We start from the raw sequence: 15,681 nt of genomic DNA, 5'->3' as shown, positions 1-15,681 counted from the left end.
GGAGGCCGCATATGACTGAGCGCGCGACGCCGTTCTACTGCCCCTACTGCGGCGACGAGGACCTGCGGCCGCAGGAGGAGCCGCGGGCGGCCTGGCTGTGCGCGGGCTGCCGCCGAGTCTTCACGGTCACGTTCATTGGGCTCAATCTCAACACCGCACCAGCGGAGGCGGGTCGATGACCACCACACTGCAAGAGATCGCCGAAAAGGCCGAGCGCGAGCTGGCCGAGGCCACCGCAGCCGAGGCGCTTGCGTGGACCACGCAAACCTTCGGCGACAAGTTCATCGTGGCCTCGAACATGCAGGACGCCGTGCTGATCGACCTGGCTTACCAGGCCAAGCGCGACATCGATGTGCTGTTCCTGGAGACCGGCTACCACTTCGCCGAGACCATCGGCACCCGCGACGCGGTCGCGGTGGTCTACCCCGAGGTGCGCATCGTCAACGCCGAGGCCGAGCAGTCGGTGGCCGACCAGGAGGCCGAGTTCGGCCTGCTGAACAAGACCGACCCGACGCGGTGCTGCTTCCTGCGCAAGGTGGTGCCGCTGCGCCAGACCCTGGCGAAGTACGACGCGTGGGTCACCGGTGTGCGCAGGGTCGACGCGCCGACGCGGGCGAACACCCCGATCGTGCAGTGGGACGACCGCAACGGCCTGGTCAAGGTCAACCCGATCGCGGCGTGGTCGGACGAGGAGTTCAACGGCTACATCGCCGACCACGGGATTCTGGAGAACCCGCTGGTGAGCGAGGGCTACCTGTCCATCGGCTGCGCGCCGTGCACGGCCAAGCCGCTGCCGGGCCAGGACGCGCGCAGCGGCCGCTGGGCGGGGCAGGCCAAGACCGAGTGCGGATTGCACGGGTAGGGACACATGAGCATCTTGGAAACCAAGCCCTTGGACGCGTTGGACCGCCTTGAGTCCGAGGCGATTCACATCTTCCGCGAGGTCGCGGGCGAGTTCGACCGGCCGGTGATCCTGTTCTCCGGCGGCAAGGACTCGACCGTGCTGCTGCACTTGGCGGTCAAGGCGTTCTGGCCCGCGCCGGTGCCGTTCCCGCTGCTGCACGTGGACACCGGGCACAACCTGGACGAGGTCATCGCGTTCCGCGACCGCACCGTCGAGCGGCACGGGCTGCGGCTGGTTGTGGCGAGCGTGCAGGACTACATCGATGACGGCCGACTGGAGGAGCGCCCGGACGGGACGCGCAATCCGCTGCAGACCGTGCCGCTGCTCGACGCGATCACCGAGAACAAGTTCGACGCGGTCTTCGGCGGCGGGCGCCGCGACGAGGAACGCGCCCGGGCGAAGGAAAGAATCTTCAGCCTACGCAATTCCTTCGGCCAGTGGGACCCGCGCCGCCAACGTCCCGAACTCTGGAACCTCTATAACGGCAGGCACCGCGCCGGCGAACATGTTCGCGTGTTCCCACTGTCCAACTGGACCGAACTCGACGTCTGGCGCTACATCCAGCGCGAGCGCATCGACCTGCCGTCGATCTACTTCGCGCACCGCCGCGAGGTTTTCCAGCGCGACGGCATGTGGCTCACGGCCGGGCCGTGGTTCGGCCCGAGGGCGAACGAGCCGGTCCAGGAGCTGACGGTGCGGTACCGGACCGTCGGCGACGGCTCGTGCACGGGGGCGGTGCTGTCCGAGGCCGCCGATCTCGACCAGGTCATCGCCGAGGTGTCGGCGAGCAGGCTCACCGAGCGAGGCGCTACCCGCGCGGACGACCGACTGTCCGAGGCGGCCATGGAAGACCGCAAGCGGGAGGGCTACTTCTGATGACTGATCTGCTCCGGCTGGCCACGGCGGGCAGCGTCGACGACGGCAAGTCCACGCTGGTGGGCAGGCTGCTGTACGACACCAAGTCCGTGCTGGCCGACACCCTCGACGCCGTGCACCGCGCCAGTGTCGACAAGGGACTGTCCACTCCGGACTTGTCGCTGCTGGTCGACGGCCTGCGCTCCGAGCGCGAGCAGGGCATCACGATCGACGTGGCGTACCGCTACTTCGCGACGCCGAAGCGGTCGTTCGTGCTCGCCGACACCCCCGGCCACGTGCAGTACACCCGCAACACGGTCACCGGCGCGTCCACCGCGCAGCTCGCCGTGCTGCTGGTCGACGCGCGCAAGGGGGTGCTGGAGCAGACCCGCCGCCACGCCGCGGTGCTGGCGCTGCTCGGCGTGCCCCGGCTGGTGCTCGCGGTGAACAAGATCGACCTGGTGGGCTACGACGAGGAGACCTTCGAGGTCATCGCCAAGGAGTTCACCGACCACGCCACGGCCCTGGGCTACCCGATCGGCTCGGTGCTCTCGATCCCGGTCTCGGCGCTGGTCGGCGACAACGTGGTCGAGCGCTCCGCGCACACCCCCTGGTACGGCGGGCCGACGCTGCTTGAGCACCTGGAGACCGTGCCGGTCGAGCCCGACCCGCACCACACGCCGTTCCGTTTCCCGGTGCAGTACGTGATCCGCACGAACACCGCCGAGCACACCGACTACCGCGGCTACGCGGGCCAGGTCGCCGCGGGCACGGTCCGCGCGGGCGAGGAGATCGTGGTCCTGCCCGCCGGGCTGCGCACCACGGTCACCCGCATCGACACCCCCGACGGCGAGCTGGCCGAGGCCGAGGCGGGCCGCTCGGTGACGCTGGTGCTGGCCGACGAGATCGACATCTCCCGCGGCGACCTCATCGCCGGGGTCGCCGACGCGCCCGCCGCCGTGGACGAGTTCGAGGCGACTGTCGCGTGGCTGTCGGACAAGCCGCTGCGGCCGGGGGCGCGGGTGCTGGTCAAGCACGGCGCGCGCACGGTCCCGGCCATCGTCGGCGAGCTCAACGCCCGCTTCGACGAGCAGAAGCTGGCCGCGGTGGCCAACCCGGAGACGCTGGCGCTCAACGAGATCGGCCGCGTGCGGATGCGCACGGCCGAGCCGCTGCCGGTAGACGACTACGCGGCCAACCGGCGCACCGGCGCCTTCCTGGTCATCGACCCGGCGGACGGGTCGACCCTCGCCGCCGGTCTCGTGGGAGCGGGCCTCCCGGCACTGGAGACGGACCCGAGCTGTACCAGCGGCGGAAAGGCCGCCGCGACGCCTGGTCCGTGACCATCCCCCACCTGAAAGGCCCAGAAGTGACTTCGCACCGAAAGCGCGTCGCGATCGCCATCGCGTTATCCCTGGTCACCGCCCTCGCGGGCTGCTCCCGCGTCGAGTCGACCAACACCGCGGACGCGGCGACCGACAAGGGCGAGGCGGCCGAGCTGCGACTGGGGTACTTCCCCAACGTGACGCACGCTTCCGCCCTGATCGGCCTGGAGAAGGGCCTGTTCGCCCAGGAGCTGGGCGCGACCAAGCTGGTCCCGACCAAGTTCAACGACGGCCCCACCGAGGTCGCCGCGTTCCTCGGCGGCTCGCTCGACGCGGGCTTCATCGGCTCCGGCCCGGCGATCAACGCCTACGCCAAGTCCAACGGCGAGGCCGTGCGGCTGGTCGCGGGCGCCACCTCCGGCGGCGCGCAGCTGGTCACCACCGCCGACATCGCCAAGCCGGAAGACCTGGCGGGCAAGACCGTGGTCACCCCGGCGCTGGGCAACACCCAGGACGTGGCGCTGAAGAAGTGGCTGGTGGACAACGGCCTCAAGGACAAGGTCCAGGTCACCAACCGGGAGAACGCGCAGACCTTCGACGCGTTCAAGAAGGGCGAGGTGCAGGCGGCCTGGCTGCCCGAGCCGTGGTCGTCGCGGCTGGTGCTCGACGCGGGCGCGAAGGTCCTCGTCGACGAGAAGGACCTGTGGGCGCAGGGCAAGTTCCCGACCACGGTGCTGCTGGTGCGCACCCAGTACCTGCGTGAGCACCCGCAGACGGTGCGGAAGCTGCTCAAGGGCCTGCTCGCGGCCAACGACTACGTCAAGACCGACGCGGCCGGAGCCAAGACCGCGGTGAACAAGCAGCTTGAGGCGCTGACCGGCAAGGGCTTGGCTGCCCCGGTCCTCGACCGCGCGTTCACCTCCATCGAGCTGAACCCCGACCCGCTGGCCGCGACGTTCCCCCAGCTGGCCAAGGACGCGGTCACCGCGGGCGTCGCGGAGAAGGAGACCCAGCTCGCCGGATTCGCGGACCTGAGCGCGCTCAACGCGGTTCTCACCGCGGCGGGCAAACCCGCGGCCGACGCCGCGGGCCTGGACAAGAAGTAGTCAGTGGACGACCGAGGAAGGCAGGCGAAGACCATGACCGCCACGCTTGAGGCCACCCCCGCGCGCGCGGGCGCCGCGGCCGCGGTTCGGCTGACCGATGTCCGGAAAACCTTCGGCCACGGCCCCCGCGCCGTGACCGCGCTCGACGGGATCGACCTGCGGGTCGAGCCCGGCGAGTTCGTCTGCCTCCTCGGCGCGTCCGGCTGCGGCAAGACGACGGTGCTCAACCTGATCGCCGGTCTCGACGCGCCGTCGTCCGGCGAGATCGAGCTGACCACGACCCGGCCCGCGGTGATGTTCCAGGAGGCCGCGCTGATGCCGTGGCTGACCGCGGCGCGCAACGTGGAGCTGCCGCTGCGGCTCGCGGGCGTCAAGCGGGCCGACCGGGTGGCGCGCACCACCGAGCTGCTCGACCTGGTGCGGCTGCGCAACGTGGGCGACAAGCGCCCGCACGAGCTGTCCGGCGGCATGCGCCAGCGGGTGGCGCTGGCCCGCGCGCTGGCCTCGGCGCTGGACGGCAACAACGGCGAGGCCGCGTCGCTGCTGCTGATGGACGAGCCGTTCTCCGCGCTCGACGCGATCACCCGCGACGTGCTGCAGGGCGAGTTGCTGCGGGTCTGGGAGGCGACCGGCACCGCGGTGGTGTTCGTGACCCACGACGTGCGCGAGGCGGTCCGGCTGGGCCAGCGGGTCGTGCTGCTGTCATCCAAGCCGGGCCGGGTCGTGCAGGAGTGGGCCGTCGACGGCCTCACCGGAGCCGACGAGGCCAAGGCGATCGAGAGCGTCAACGCCCGGCTCCGCGAGGTGATCAGCAGCCATGCCGCGTGAGGTGGCCGACAAGGTCGAGGACTCCGCCGCCGTCGAAGCGGGCCTGGACGCCCTCGACACCCCGCCGCCGACCAGGGCCAAGAGCACGCTGACCCGGTCGGTCCTCTCGCCGATCATCGCGCTGGCGCTGTTCGTCGGGGTGTGGCAACTGCTGTGGTCGCAGGCGATTTGGCCGGAGTTCCAGCTCCCCGCGCCGCTGGCGGTGTGGGACCAGATCTGGAAGGTCATCGACAACGGCCAGGTGTGGGAGTTCCTCTGGGTCTCGGTGCACCGGGCGATCATCGGGTTCCTGGTCTCGGTGGCCGTGGCGACCCCGCTGGGGCTGCTGCTGGCCAAGGTCCCGCTGGTGCGGGCGGCCATCGGGCCGACCATCTCCGGCCTGCAGAGCCTGCCCTCGGTCGCCTGGGTGCCCGCGGCCGTGCTGTGGTTCGGGGTCACCGACGGCGCGATCTACACCGTGGTCCTGCTCGGCGCGGTCCCCTCGATCGCCAACGGGCTGGTCGCGGGCATCGACCAGATCCCGCCGATCCTGCCCCGGGTCGGCAAGGCGCTCGGCGCGGGCAGGCTCGACTCGGCCCGCTACATCCTGCTGCCCGCCGCCCTGCCCGGCTACCTCGCCGGACTCAAGCAGGGCTGGGCGTTCTCCTGGCGGTCGCTGATGGCCGCCGAGCTGATCGCCACCTCGCCGCAACTCGGGTTCGGCCTCGGGCAGTACCTGCACAACGGCATGGCCCTGTCGGACATGTCGATGGTGCTGGCGGGCATCCTGCTGATCTTCTTCGTCGGCGTCGGCATCGAACTGCTGGTGTTCCGGCCGCTGGAACGCGCCGTGCTGCGCGCCCGCGGGCTCACCGGAGCGCTGTAAGCGAATGCCCCCTGTCCCCCTGGTGGCCGTCGCGCACGGCAGCCGAGACCCGCGCTCGGCTGCCTGCGTCGGCGACCTCCTGGCCGTGGCCAGGACCCGGCGGCCGGACCTGGACGTGCGCGGCGCGTTCCTGGACCTGTCGGCGCCCCGCCTGGCCGACGTGCTCGCCGCCCTGCACGGCGAGGGGCACCGCGCGGTCGTCGTGGCGCCCCTGCTGCTCGGCCGCGCTTTCCACGCCCGGGTGGACCTGCCCGCGCTGATCGACGACGCGGTGGGCAGGCTTCCCCGGCTGTCGGTGACCGTCGCCGACGTCCTGGGGCCGGACGCGGCGCTGGAGCGGGCCGCGCTGCGCAGGCTCGCCGAGATCGGCGCCCACCCCGGCGACCCCGGGCTCGGCGTGGTGCTGGCGGCCACCGGCTCGTCGCACCCGCCCGCGAACGCCCGGGTCCACGAGATCGCCGACCGCTGGGCGCGCGCCCTGGGCTGGTCCGGGGTGCGCGCCGCGTTCGCCTCGGCCGCCGACCCGGGCGTGCCCGCCGCCGTCGCGGCCCTGCGCGCCCGGGGAGCGGAGCGGATCGCGGTCGCCGGGTACTTCCTGGCCCCCGGCCTGCTCCCCGACCGCGTCGCGGCCCAGGCCACCGCGGCCGACCCGGGCGCCCGGGTCGCCGCGCCCCTCGGCCCCGCCGTCGAAGTCGCCGACCTGCTGCTGTCCCGCTACGACGAGGTCAGCACCGCCCGCGCCCGCACAGCCTGACCGCGGGCACTGTCGACCACCGCCGTTCGCGCCGTTCCCTCACCAGTCCGCTGCGAGACCGGGCCGCCTGGTCCTTCCGCGGCCACGCCCTGGCTCCTCGGCCGTGAGCGTGGTGGCCCCGGTTGCCGGGGCCACCACACCGGTCACGCGAGCAGGCCCCGCATCTCGGCGATCTCCGCCTCCTGCGCGGTGATCACCGCGTCCGCGAGGTCCCGCACCCGCTGGTCGGCCGCCTTAGCCTTGGCTTCCCTGGCCATGGTGACCGCGCCCTCGTGGTGGCGGACCATCATCTCCAGGAACATCCGGTCGAACTCCGGGCCGGACGCGCCCGCGAGGGCGACCATCTCGGCGTCGGTCATCGTGCCGTGCGCGCCGTGCCCCGGCTCGGTCGACTGGCCCCACTCGGCCAGCCACCGGGTCATCTGCTCGATCTCCGGGGCCTGCGCCCGCTCGATGCGCGCGGCGAGGTCCTTCACCTGCCCGCCGCTCGCCTTGGTCGCGGCGAGCGCGGACATCTCCAGCGCCTGCCGGTGATGGGTGATCATGTCGCGGGCGAACGCCACGTCAGCGGGGTTGTGGGCGGTGTGCGCGGACGACGAAGGCGCCGAGTGGCCGCCACCGTGCGTCTCCTGCCCCGCCGAACACCCGGTCAGCGCCAAGAGCGCGCCGAGAACGAGAACTGTCTTCTTCATATCGACTCCACCAGAACGTCGTCGGATCGGACGCGTGCCGAACCGCGCGGCCGGGTCGTCCGGTCGCCGGGTTCGGGATGGGTCGGTCTAGATCCGCCAGACCTGGAGGTCGGCGCGCGCGGGCGGCCCGCAGCCGGTGCCGGCCACCTCGGCCCAGGCGACCCGCCCCAGCAGCCCCTCGGGCGGCGGCGCGGGAACAACCGGCAGGTCGAGCACCGCGTCGGGGTGGACCGGCAGGGCGCCGGACTCGCACACCGGGCCGACATGCCCGTGCTCGACGGGCGCGTGTTCGTCGGCGGGATGCTGGGTGACGGAGGACGTGTGCCGGTCGCTCACCTGCGGCCCCGAGAGGGCGTGCATCCCGAGCACCCCGACCAGCACGGCGAGAAGAAGCACCAGGCGGCCGAGCGCGGGCGTCTTCGTCCTCACGGGCGCCAGGTTAGCGCAGCCCACGGCCACCCCGTCGGCGCGGAAACCGGACACTAGGCTGAGGCGCATGGCTGACGAGCTGGTGCACTACGAGGTCGCCGCGGGGGTCGCGCGGGTCACCCTGGACTCGCCGCACAACCGCAACGCGCTGTCCGCGCGACTGCGCGCCGACCTCCGCGACCACCTGACGACGGCGAACGCCGACGACGCCGTCCGGGTGATCGTGCTCGACCACACCGGACCGGTGTTCTGCGCGGGCATGGACCTCAAGGAGGCGGGCGGCGCGTCGTCGTCCGCGCAGGGCGTCAACGAGTTCCCGGCCATCCTGGAGCAGATCTGGACCAGCCCGAAGCCGGTCGTGGCCAAACTCGCTGGCCCGGCCCGAGCGGGCGGGGTGGGCATCGTCGCCGCCGCCGACATCGCCGTGGCCGCCGACACGGCGACGTTCGCGTTCACCGAGGTCCGCATAGGCGTGGTCCCCGCCGTCATCTCGGTGACCGTCCTCCCCCGCCTCCTCCCCCGAGCCGCCCACGAGCTGTTCCTCACCGGCGAACAGTTCGACGCGGCCCGCGCCGTCGCCATCGGCCTGCTCAACTCCACCGTCCCAGCCGACAACCTCGACGCCGAAGTGGACCGCTACACCGGCATGCTCGCCCTCGGCGGCCCCCAAGCCCTCGCCGCCACCAAGCGGATGCTCCGCCGCACCCGCCCCGCCGACCTGTCCACCGACTTCGCCGAGATGCTGACCCTCTCGGCTGGCTTCTTCGCCAGCGCCGAGGGCCAAGAGGGCATCACCGCGTTCGCCCAGAAGCGCAAACCCCACTGGGTCCCCGAGCCCTAACCGCTCACCGCACCCGCCAACCTCAGTCCGGCCCCACCACCCAACGCACTCTCGACCAGGCGGCGAGCCACCCTCGCCTTCCGCCATGCGTGCGGGTCCCCGCCGTCCCGGCAGGGCTCCGTCAAGGTCGGAGTTGACATTCCGTGGCCTCGGCGACCAAGCCCACAAGCCCGGTCGGCTGACCGTCTCGACACCGGTCACATCAGTCCATACCGGACACAGTCACCCGCCGACCAAGTCCACACCGCCGGGTGACTGATCTTCGGGCCGATCACGCGTTCCAGGGCCGGGTGGATGCCGGTGAGCAGCCCTCGGATGCGGTTGCCGAGCCGAGTGGCCTCGCAGGCCAGGTCGTCATCGAACCCGACCAGCACGTCCAACTCGGCCAGCGCCTCGTCGCCGACATCGACGCCCCGTGATGCTCGCCCTTGCCCACATCCAGGCCGAGAAACACCCCGAAAACCGCTGCTCATCCACCATGCCGTTCGTTCGTCGCGACTGGTCGCCGGTCGAGCGTCGAGCGCAGGCACCCACGCCTGCGACGAGACCTCCCCGAAGGCGGCCATGTCCCTATTCAGCGGTCCCCCGATGCCACCAGACCCGGTGACACCACCCCCCGAATCATGGGTTCGACTGGGGACGTCAGTCATGCCGGGCCCGGCGACCACAGCTCCTTGATCAGGAACTGCGAAAAAAGTAACGGGGGGCGGCCCCGCTCCAGTCTATCGGGGGTCGGCAGCGCGAGGAAGGTGCGCGCGGCGCCTGTGGACAACTCGCCGGGGTGACAGGGGCGACGCGCCGGGCGGCGGCCGGGAATCACCCGTCAGGGTTTGTTCTCGGCCAGGACGACGGTGAGGGTGCGGTCCGGGTCGGTGAAGCCTTCGACGGCGTCGTCGAGGACTTCCTTGATCGCGCGGTAGCCCGCCGGGTCGGCCTTGGCGAGGATCTCCGGGTGGGTCCAGATGAGCACGTGCTCGCCCGGGGCCAGCCAGGACAGGTCGACCAGGCAGTCGTAGAGGGCGTCGAGGTTGTGGCCGAACCAGTCCGGAAAGGACAGTGTTTCGGCGAGGGCGGTGAACATGGCGCGCTTGCTGCGCACCCGGGTCCCGTCCAGCACGTGTTCGGTCATCGCGTGGGGTCCACGGCGACGAAGGACACGTAGTGGTCCTCGGTGTAGAACAGTTCCTTCTCGGCGCCGGTGACCAGGCGGCGGGGGCCGCGGTCGGGGCTGCCAGGGGTGGGCACGGTGTACTCCCGGTAGTAGCCGGAGCGCTGCTGGGGGAGCAGCTTTTGCCGGTTCTCGAACGTCTTTCCGTCGTGGCGCGGATACGGGAACGGCCCGTCGGCCTCGATGAGCCGCCAGGTGGTCGCGGCCTCGGGCGGCAGTTCGGACAGCGGTCGCAGGGGCATCCCGGCGACCGAGTCCGCGGAGGTGGCTGCGGGCGGCGGCGCGGTGGTGCCCGAGTCGCGGATCAGCCAGCCCGCCAGGACCAGCACGACGAGCCCGACCAGGGCGGTGGTGATGCGCTTTCGGGAACCCACTCGGTCAGCCTACGAATCCGGGTCCGCGGTGTGGCGCGAGCCCAGCGGCGCCTCGTCGCGGGAGGTGCCGAAGCGGGCGGACGCGTAGTCCACGACCCGGTCGATGAACCAGGCGAGGACCACGCACAGCGGGAGCAAGATGGCCATGACCAGGGCGAACTGCAACGGGAACGAGAGCTGGATCAGCCACAGCTCCACGTCGTTCCACCAGTCGGACAGCCCTTGCAGCACGCCCCGAGACTAGACCTAGGCCACTTCCGTGGGGCGACGGGCCGCGCCCGTCGCTATGTTTCCACCCATGTTCGCCGTCTACGCCGCTGAGCCGAACCCGGACGACCCGCTGGCCTCCCTCATCGTGGGGGAACGGCCCGAACCGGAGGTCCCCGACGGTTTCGTGCCGGTGACGGTGAAGGCCGCCAGCCTGAACATGCACGACCTGTGGACCCTGCGCGGCGTCGGCATCAAGGCCGAGCGGTTCCCGATGATCCTGGGCTGCGACGGCGCGGGCCTGCTGCCCGACGGCACCGAGGTGGTGCTGCACTCGGTCATCGGCGACCCCACCTGGTCCGGCGACGAGACCCTCGACCCGAACCGCACCCTGCTGACCGAGAAGCACCAGGGCTCGTTCGCCGACACCGTGGTGGTCCCGGCCCGCAACGCGCTGCCCAAGCCGCCCGGCCTGACCTTCGCCGAGGCCGCGTGCATGGGCACGGCGTGGCTGACCGCGTACCGGATGCTGTTCGTCAAGTCCGGTCTCCGCCCCGGCCAGACCATGCTCGTCCAGGGCGCGTCCGGCGGCGTCTCGACGGCGCTGATCGAGCTCGGCAAGGCGGCGGGCCTGCGGGTCTGGGTCACCGGCCGCACCGAGGAGAAGCGCGCCCTGGCCACCGAGCTGGGCGCCCACGAGACCTTCGAGTCCAACGCCCGCCTCCCCGAACGCGTCGACGGCGTGTTCGAGACGGTCGGCAAGGCGACCTGGTCGCACTCGATGCGCGCCCTCAAGCCCGGCGGGGTCATCGTGGTGTCCGGCTCGACCAGCGGTCCCGATCCCAGCGCCGACCTCCAGCGCCTGTTCTTCCTGCAACTGCGGGTCGTCGGCGCCACCATGGGCACCCGCGACGAGCTGGCCGACCTGATCAGCTTCTGCGACCTGGCGGGCATCAAGCCCCGGATCGGCGCCGAGCTGCCGATGACCGAAGCGCGTGACGGCTTCGAGCAGATGCTGGCGGGCGAGACCGCCGGGAAGATCGTCTTCACCCGCTGAACCGGCTCCCGGCAGGTCTCGGGGGTCGGTCGGTCCGGCTGGACGCCGCTTAGGCGGCGTCCAGCCCGTCCTGGAAGCGGTCGATCAGCGGCCAGGTGCTGTGGCGGGCGGCGCGGCCGGTGAGGACGCCGAGGTGCCCGCCGGGAGCGGTCTCGAACCGGACCCCCGCCGACTCGGGAAGCAGGTCGACCAGCTTGCCGACCGCCCGGGGCGGGGCGATCGCGTCGGCGGCGCCCGCGATGACGAGGGTGGGCTGCTTGACGTCCGCCAGGGTGGTGGTCGTGCCCGCCAGGGTCAGCGATCCGGACGCGAGGCTGTTCTCGCGGAAGAAGCGGTGGTAGATCTGCGCCACGGTCCGCCCCGGATAGGCGACCATGCGGTCGGTGAACCGCTCCACGGCCTCGATCTGCGCCAGGTAGTCCCGGTCGGCGAGGTTGAGCGCGATCGCGAACGGCTTGGTGATCTGCTTGTCCAGCCCGCTGATCTGGAACGCGGTGCGCACCAGGGGCGCCGGGATGGACCCGAACGCCCGGTACAGCGGGGTCAGGGCGTGCCCGCCGGTCGCGTTGATTAGCGGCCGGAACGGCGCGACCAGCGGGATCGCGGTGAAGTCGAACGGGCTCGCGACCACCGTCAGCGACGCGATCGGCCACGCCCCCAGCCGCGCGGCGGCCAGGACCGACATGATGCCGCCCAGGCACCACCCGACGACGTGCAGCGGCTTGCCACCGGAGTGCTCGTGCGCCACGCGCACGGCGGCGGGCAGGACTTCCTCGACCCAGTGCTCCAGCCCCAGCGCGCGGTCGGCGAAGCCGATCTCGCCGTACTCGACCAGGTAGGTGGGTCTGCCCCGGTTGACCAGGTGCTCGACGACGCTGCACCCGCGGCGCAGGTCGAAGCAGGAGTCGGGCACCGCCAGCGGCGGCACCAGCAGCGTCGGGTTGCCGGTGGGCTCGACGCCCGCGGGCAGGTGGTAGGAGAACACCTGCCGGGTGCGGCCTTCAGCGATCAGCGTGCGCGGCACCGGGCGGAAGTCCGCCAAGCCGCCGAACAGCCAGCGGTGCGCGACGTTGGACGCGGCGTCGCGGACGGTGTCCATGGTGGGCAGTCCAAGCATGGCGGGGCCTCCTCTCCGGATTACTCCCGGTAAGTTAGCCCGACAGCGGACCGGTTTCCCCACGCTCTGTGGGCAACGGCACAGGCGCCAGAAAGTCCACTGTGGACTATTCCAGTCCGGTGATCCCCAACCGGCCCGCCACCGCCGCCGCGGCCTCCTTGGCCTGCCGGGCGAGCACGGCGACCACCTCGGCGACCGGCGCGTCCCCCGCGAGCGAGTACGCCTGCCCAGCCCACAGCGACATAGCCTCGGGGTCCCCCGCCCGTGCGGCAGCGGCACGGAGCGGGCGCGTGAGGTTGTTCAGGTTCGGGTAGGCACTGGGGGCGTCGGGGTGGTCGGTGATGAACCGGTTGACCAACCCGCGCGCCGGTCGCCCGGTGAACGCCCGCGTCAGTGTGGTCTCCCGCCCACCCGCGGCGAGAGCGGCCCGCTGGACGGCGGAGGCGCCCGCCTCCGGGCAGCGCAGGAACACCGTCCCCAACTGCGCGGCGACCGCCCCGGCGGCGAGCACGGCGGCGACGTCCCCACCGTGGCTCAACCCACCCGCGGCGATGAGCGGAAGCCGGGTCTCCTCGGCGATCAACCGCAGGGCGGGCAGCAGGTCGTAGAGCGGCCCGCCACCCGGGAACGCGGGGTCGTCAAGGAACACGCCCCGGTGCCCACCTGCGGCTGCCCCCTGCACGCAGAGCGCATCAGCACCCACCTCGGCGGCGGCCTTGGCCTCCGCCGGGGTGGTGACGGTGACGACCACGGACGTCCCCACGTCCTTCAGCCGCGCCACGTCCGCCACCCGAGGCAGCCCGAAGGTGAACGACACGACCGGCACCCGGGCCTCAACCACCAACGCGACCTTGGCCGCGTAGTGGTCGTCATCCCACTCCGCCTCTCCCGGCGCCACCCCATACCGCCGCGCCTCGACGCGAACCCGCTCGCGGTAGTCGCCAAGGTCCACCGCGGACCGAGCACTGGGCGTGAAGATGTTGACCCCGAACGGCTCCCCCGTGAGCGCCCGCACCTCCTCGATCTGCGCGCGCACCGCATCGACACTCAACATCCCCGCCGCGAGAAACCCGAAGGCCCCCGCCTCGACCGCCCCCGCCACCAACCCGGGCGTGCTGACCCCACCAGCCATCGGAGCGACGACAACGGGCACACGCAGCTCACCAAACACCCGCCGACCGTACCGCCCGCCCTCGAACCAAACCCCTCCCTGCCCCCGGCGCGCTGAACCACAAGCAGCCACCAACGAACGCCCCAACGTCCCGCCCCCGCAGAGCCAGTGCGCGCGACCAAACCCAAGGCTCACCACCAGGACAAGGCGGCACCGCCAGCAGCCCCTCAGCGCCCATCCACCAGACTCACCGACCCGTAATGTCACCACCTCCCATCGAGCGGCGCGCCCCACCACCAGGTAGGCGACCGCATCCCCGATCACATCGACTACCGCACCTCACGCCAGCACAGGCGCCAACGGCATCCCCCTCAGCCACCTGTCAATGGCATCTCACGCCACCACATGGACCAACAGCGTCCCCCGCAACCACCCCAGCGTGAGCGTCTGCCGCCACCACACGGATTAACGACATCCCCCACAGCCACCTGGCAACGGCATCTCGCCCCACCACATAGCCCAACGGCCTCCCCCACCACCAGCGTCAGCGTCTGTCACCGCCACACAGCCCAACGGCGTCCCCCACCACCAGCGTGAACGTCTGTCACCGCCACACGGACCAACAGCGTTCCCACAGCCCACCTGGCAACGGCATCTCGCCTCACGACACAGGCCAACGGCCTCCCCGCCACCAGCAGCGTCAGCGCCTGTCACCACCACACAAGCGAACGGCGTCGCCCACCGGCAGCATCGGCTGCTGTCGCCGCCACAGGGCCAACAGCCTGCCCGCCACCACCAGAGCGCAGGCATCTGTCGCCACCACGCTGGCCAACAACGCCGGCCCGCAACCACCAGACGCCGGCATTTCGCCCTACCACGCAGGACGACAGCGTCTCCACCACGTCCCAGCGCAGGCATCTACCACCGCCGCACGCCGAGCGACCGCACCTCAAGTCGCGCCAGGCGACGCCTGGTTGAGCGGCGACGGTGGCCACGGCAGCGCTGTGCCGCTGGCTCGGAACCGCGCGAGCGCGGCCAATTCGCCTGTGCGTGCCCGACCAGCCGCTAGATTGCCCTTATGTTCACTTTGGACGACGCCATCCGCATCGCCCGCGATGCCCACGACGGCCAACTGGACAAGTGCGGGATGCCCTACATCGGCCATCCCCTGCGCGTGATGAACGCGGTCACCGGCGAGCACGAGCGGATGGTCGCCGTGCTCCACGACGTCATCGAGGACACCGCCGTGACAGCGGACGATCTGCTGGCCGCGGGCTGCCCACCGGAGGTCGTCACCGCGGTCGTGGCCATCAGCAAGGAGCCGGGCGAGTCCCAGTCGGACTACCTGGCACGGGTGTCGGCGAACCCCATCGCGCTGACGGTCAAGCACGCGGACATCGCCGACAACTCCTCCCCCGCCCGCCTGGCCCGACTGGACGCCGCGACCCGCGACCGCCTGAGCGCGAAGTACGCCCAAGCTCTCGCATTCCTCGCCCAGTCCGCGGGTCCCCGGTGACGACCTCGTCACCGCGTTCAACGCGATCAGGTACGGCACCAGCGCCAACAGCCTCGGCAACCGCTCCTGCGACCCGGTCACGACGCCCCCTCCGTCACCGCCACCAGCCGCTCCCGCACCGACTTCGCCAGCACGTCCGGCTCCCGCTGACCGTCCTCACGGGACGAACAGGTCAATCCGCCGCGCGCCCTCGCAGACATCGCCACATCGACGCCACATTCCCGTCGACCTGACGCCGCACCCGCACACGCACGCACCGCCCTGCCGCACACGCACGCGCCGCCTTGCCGCCTGCTGCACCCGCACGCGCCGCCCTGCCGCCTGACGCGCACTCGGCCAGCGCGCCACTCAGCCAATGCGCGCACTCTCGATACGGCGATTCCCGAATACCGTCACCTCCCCTGATGACCAACTCCCTTGTGGCACACGACCACCTCCTTCCAATTCACAGAAGCATCCAGCCAATCCATGTCCGCTACTTGTCCACGCCGAGGACCGCCTCGCCGGGGCGCGTGCCGCCGAGACCAGACCT

The 15,681-nt window shown here is 71.6% G+C and carries 19 protein-coding genes and 1 pseudogene; 11 read left to right on the top strand and 9 right to left on the bottom strand.

Annotated features, from left to right (window positions below; genetic code table 11):
- Window positions 1-11: 11 nt before the first annotated feature.
- From ACZ6SD_RS09745 to ACZ6SD_RS09710, 8 genes are read left to right on the top strand one after another with little or no spacing between them, the layout of a single operon-like run.
- Complete coding sequence (locus ACZ6SD_RS09745) at window positions 12-179, top strand: Insertion element protein (RefSeq protein ID WP_465316503.1); 168 nt, start codon at window positions 12-14, stop codon at window positions 177-179.
- Entirely contained in the window at window positions 176-862 is a 687-nt protein-coding gene (locus ACZ6SD_RS09740) for a phosphoadenylyl-sulfate reductase (protein WP_465316502.1), read from the top strand. The genes ACZ6SD_RS09745 and ACZ6SD_RS09740 overlap by 4 nt, the downstream gene beginning before the upstream one ends.
- A 6-nt stretch (window positions 863-868) precedes the next feature.
- Window positions 869-1,780 carry a sulfate adenylyltransferase subunit CysD gene (cysD, locus tag ACZ6SD_RS09735; RefSeq protein WP_465316501.1) on the top strand — a complete coding sequence of 304 codons (912 nt, stop codon included), beginning with the start codon at window positions 869-871 and terminating at the stop codon, window positions 1,778-1,780.
- Entirely contained in the window at window positions 1,780-3,102 is a 1,323-nt protein-coding gene (locus tag ACZ6SD_RS09730) for a sulfate adenylyltransferase subunit 1 (RefSeq protein ID WP_465316500.1), read from the top strand. Before cysD ends, ACZ6SD_RS09730 begins: the two co-directional genes overlap by 1 nt.
- A gap of 26 nt (window positions 3,103-3,128) precedes the next feature.
- Complete coding sequence (locus ACZ6SD_RS09725; RefSeq protein WP_465316499.1) at window positions 3,129-4,190, top strand: ABC transporter substrate-binding protein; 1,062 nt, start codon at window positions 3,129-3,131, stop codon at window positions 4,188-4,190.
- A 33-nt stretch (window positions 4,191-4,223) separates the two neighbouring features.
- Window positions 4,224-5,018, top strand: a complete 795-nt coding sequence (locus ACZ6SD_RS09720) for an ABC transporter ATP-binding protein (protein WP_465316585.1) — start codon at window positions 4,224-4,226, stop codon at window positions 5,016-5,018.
- Window positions 5,008-5,883, top strand: coding sequence for an ABC transporter permease (locus ACZ6SD_RS09715; RefSeq protein ID WP_465316498.1), 876 nt, complete (start codon window positions 5,008-5,010; stop codon window positions 5,881-5,883). The genes ACZ6SD_RS09720 and ACZ6SD_RS09715 overlap by 11 nt, the downstream gene beginning before the upstream one ends.
- Before the next feature lie 4 nt (window positions 5,884-5,887).
- The gene (locus tag ACZ6SD_RS09710) at window positions 5,888-6,637 is read left to right on the top strand and encodes a sirohydrochlorin chelatase (RefSeq protein WP_465316497.1); all 750 of its coding nucleotides are present in this window, start codon (window positions 5,888-5,890) and stop codon (window positions 6,635-6,637) included.
- 143 nt (window positions 6,638-6,780) lie between these two features.
- Here the strand turns inward: ACZ6SD_RS09710 and ACZ6SD_RS09705 are convergent, their stop codons facing one another.
- Both ACZ6SD_RS09705 and ACZ6SD_RS09700 read right to left on the bottom strand, forming a co-directional pair.
- On the bottom strand, window positions 6,781-7,329 hold the full coding sequence (locus ACZ6SD_RS09705; protein ID WP_465316496.1) for a DUF305 domain-containing protein: 549 nt from the start codon (window positions 7,327-7,329) through the stop codon (window positions 6,781-6,783).
- An 87-nt stretch (window positions 7,330-7,416) separates the two neighbouring features.
- The gene (locus ACZ6SD_RS09700; RefSeq protein ID WP_465316495.1) at window positions 7,417-7,758 is read right to left on the bottom strand and encodes a hypothetical protein; all 342 of its coding nucleotides are present in this window, start codon (window positions 7,756-7,758) and stop codon (window positions 7,417-7,419) included.
- A 67-nt stretch (window positions 7,759-7,825) separates the two neighbouring features.
- Between ACZ6SD_RS09700 and ACZ6SD_RS09695 the strand changes: the two genes are divergently transcribed.
- Window positions 7,826-8,599, top strand: a complete 774-nt coding sequence (locus ACZ6SD_RS09695; RefSeq protein ID WP_465316494.1) for an enoyl-CoA hydratase family protein — start codon at window positions 7,826-7,828, stop codon at window positions 8,597-8,599.
- A gap of 242 nt (window positions 8,600-8,841) precedes the next feature.
- On the opposite strand, the pseudogene ACZ6SD_RS09690 reads toward ACZ6SD_RS09695, so the two are convergent.
- The 4 genes and pseudogenes from ACZ6SD_RS09690 to ACZ6SD_RS09675 all read right to left on the bottom strand — a co-directional run.
- A pseudogene (locus tag ACZ6SD_RS09690) lies at window positions 8,842-9,015 on the bottom strand (IS110 family transposase); the annotation flags it as partial.
- 407 nt (window positions 9,016-9,422) lie between these two features.
- Window positions 9,423-9,728 carry a barstar family protein gene (locus ACZ6SD_RS09685; RefSeq protein ID WP_465316493.1) on the bottom strand — a complete coding sequence of 102 codons (306 nt, stop codon included), beginning with the start codon at window positions 9,726-9,728 and terminating at the stop codon, window positions 9,423-9,425.
- Complete coding sequence (locus tag ACZ6SD_RS09680; protein ID WP_465316492.1) at window positions 9,725-10,141, bottom strand: guanyl-specific ribonuclease; 417 nt, start codon at window positions 10,139-10,141, stop codon at window positions 9,725-9,727. Before ACZ6SD_RS09680 ends, ACZ6SD_RS09685 begins: the two co-directional genes overlap by 4 nt.
- 9 nt (window positions 10,142-10,150) lie before the next feature.
- Complete coding sequence (locus ACZ6SD_RS09675; protein WP_091457296.1) at window positions 10,151-10,372, bottom strand: hypothetical protein; 222 nt, start codon at window positions 10,370-10,372, stop codon at window positions 10,151-10,153.
- A 67-nt stretch (window positions 10,373-10,439) separates the two neighbouring features.
- Between ACZ6SD_RS09675 and ACZ6SD_RS09670 the strand changes: the two genes are divergently transcribed.
- On the top strand, window positions 10,440-11,405 hold the full coding sequence (locus tag ACZ6SD_RS09670; protein WP_465316491.1) for a zinc-binding dehydrogenase: 966 nt from the start codon (window positions 10,440-10,442) through the stop codon (window positions 11,403-11,405).
- Window positions 11,406-11,454: 49 nt separating this feature from the next.
- On the opposite strand, the gene ACZ6SD_RS09665 is transcribed toward ACZ6SD_RS09670, so the two are convergent.
- Together ACZ6SD_RS09665 and ACZ6SD_RS09660 are read right to left on the bottom strand one after the other, a co-directional pair.
- The gene (locus ACZ6SD_RS09665) at window positions 11,455-12,522 is read right to left on the bottom strand and encodes an alpha/beta hydrolase (protein WP_465316490.1); all 1,068 of its coding nucleotides are present in this window, start codon (window positions 12,520-12,522) and stop codon (window positions 11,455-11,457) included.
- A gap of 106 nt (window positions 12,523-12,628) precedes the next feature.
- Entirely contained in the window at window positions 12,629-13,693 is a 1,065-nt protein-coding gene (locus ACZ6SD_RS09660; RefSeq protein ID WP_465316489.1) for an NAD(P)H-dependent flavin oxidoreductase, read from the bottom strand.
- 1,018 nt (window positions 13,694-14,711) lie between these two features.
- On the opposite strand from ACZ6SD_RS09660, the gene ACZ6SD_RS09655 reads away from it, so the two are divergent.
- Window positions 14,712-15,149 carry an HD domain-containing protein gene (locus ACZ6SD_RS09655; protein ID WP_465316488.1) on the top strand — a complete coding sequence of 146 codons (438 nt, stop codon included), beginning with the start codon at window positions 14,712-14,714 and terminating at the stop codon, window positions 15,147-15,149.
- A 77-nt stretch (window positions 15,150-15,226) separates the two neighbouring features.
- Here the strand turns inward: ACZ6SD_RS09655 and ACZ6SD_RS09650 are convergent, their stop codons facing one another.
- Window positions 15,227-15,349 carry a hypothetical protein gene (locus ACZ6SD_RS09650; protein ID WP_465316487.1) on the bottom strand — a complete coding sequence of 41 codons (123 nt, stop codon included), beginning with the start codon at window positions 15,347-15,349 and terminating at the stop codon, window positions 15,227-15,229.
- Window positions 15,350-15,681 lie beyond the last annotated feature (332 nt).

Source organism: Actinokineospora sp. NPDC051303 (assembly GCF_055586285.1).
The sequence above is the reverse complement of the archived record's forward strand: the minus strand, read 5'-3'. Positions and strand labels throughout refer to the sequence as shown.

Bases quoted from the DNA above. Each gene is read 5' to 3' on its own strand.
- ACZ6SD_RS09740 (WP_465316502.1), top strand. From the start codon at position 176: ATGACCACCACACTGCAAGAGATCGCCGAAAAGGCCGAGCGCGAGCTG.
- ACZ6SD_RS09655 (WP_465316488.1), top strand. From the start codon at position 14,712: ATGTTCACTTTGGACGACGCCATCCGCATCGCCCGCGATGCCCACGAC.
- ACZ6SD_RS09670 (WP_465316491.1), top strand. From the start codon at position 10,440: ATGTTCGCCGTCTACGCCGCTGAGCCGAACCCGGACGACCCGCTGGCC.
- ACZ6SD_RS09705 (WP_465316496.1), bottom strand. From the start codon at position 7,329: ATGAAGAAGACAGTTCTCGTTCTCGGCGCGCTCTTGGCGCTGACCGGG.
- ACZ6SD_RS09730 (WP_465316500.1), top strand. From the start codon at position 1,780: ATGACTGATCTGCTCCGGCTGGCCACGGCGGGCAGCGTCGACGACGGC.
- ACZ6SD_RS09685 (WP_465316493.1), bottom strand. From the start codon at position 9,728: ATGACCGAACACGTGCTGGACGGGACCCGGGTGCGCAGCAAGCGCGCC.
- ACZ6SD_RS09720 (WP_465316585.1), top strand. From the start codon at position 4,224: ATGACCGCCACGCTTGAGGCCACCCCCGCGCGCGCGGGCGCCGCGGCC.
- ACZ6SD_RS09650 (WP_465316487.1), bottom strand. From the start codon at position 15,349: ATGTCTGCGAGGGCGCGCGGCGGATTGACCTGTTCGTCCCGTGAGGAC.
- ACZ6SD_RS09745 (WP_465316503.1), top strand. From the start codon at position 12: ATGACTGAGCGCGCGACGCCGTTCTACTGCCCCTACTGCGGCGACGAG.
- cysD (WP_465316501.1), top strand. From the start codon at position 869: ATGAGCATCTTGGAAACCAAGCCCTTGGACGCGTTGGACCGCCTTGAG.
- ACZ6SD_RS09710 (WP_465316497.1), top strand. From the start codon at position 5,888: ATGCCCCCTGTCCCCCTGGTGGCCGTCGCGCACGGCAGCCGAGACCCG.
- ACZ6SD_RS09715 (WP_465316498.1), top strand. From the start codon at position 5,008: ATGCCGCGTGAGGTGGCCGACAAGGTCGAGGACTCCGCCGCCGTCGAA.
- ACZ6SD_RS09695 (WP_465316494.1), top strand. From the start codon at position 7,826: ATGGCTGACGAGCTGGTGCACTACGAGGTCGCCGCGGGGGTCGCGCGG.
- ACZ6SD_RS09665 (WP_465316490.1), bottom strand. From the start codon at position 12,522: ATGCTTGGACTGCCCACCATGGACACCGTCCGCGACGCCGCGTCCAAC.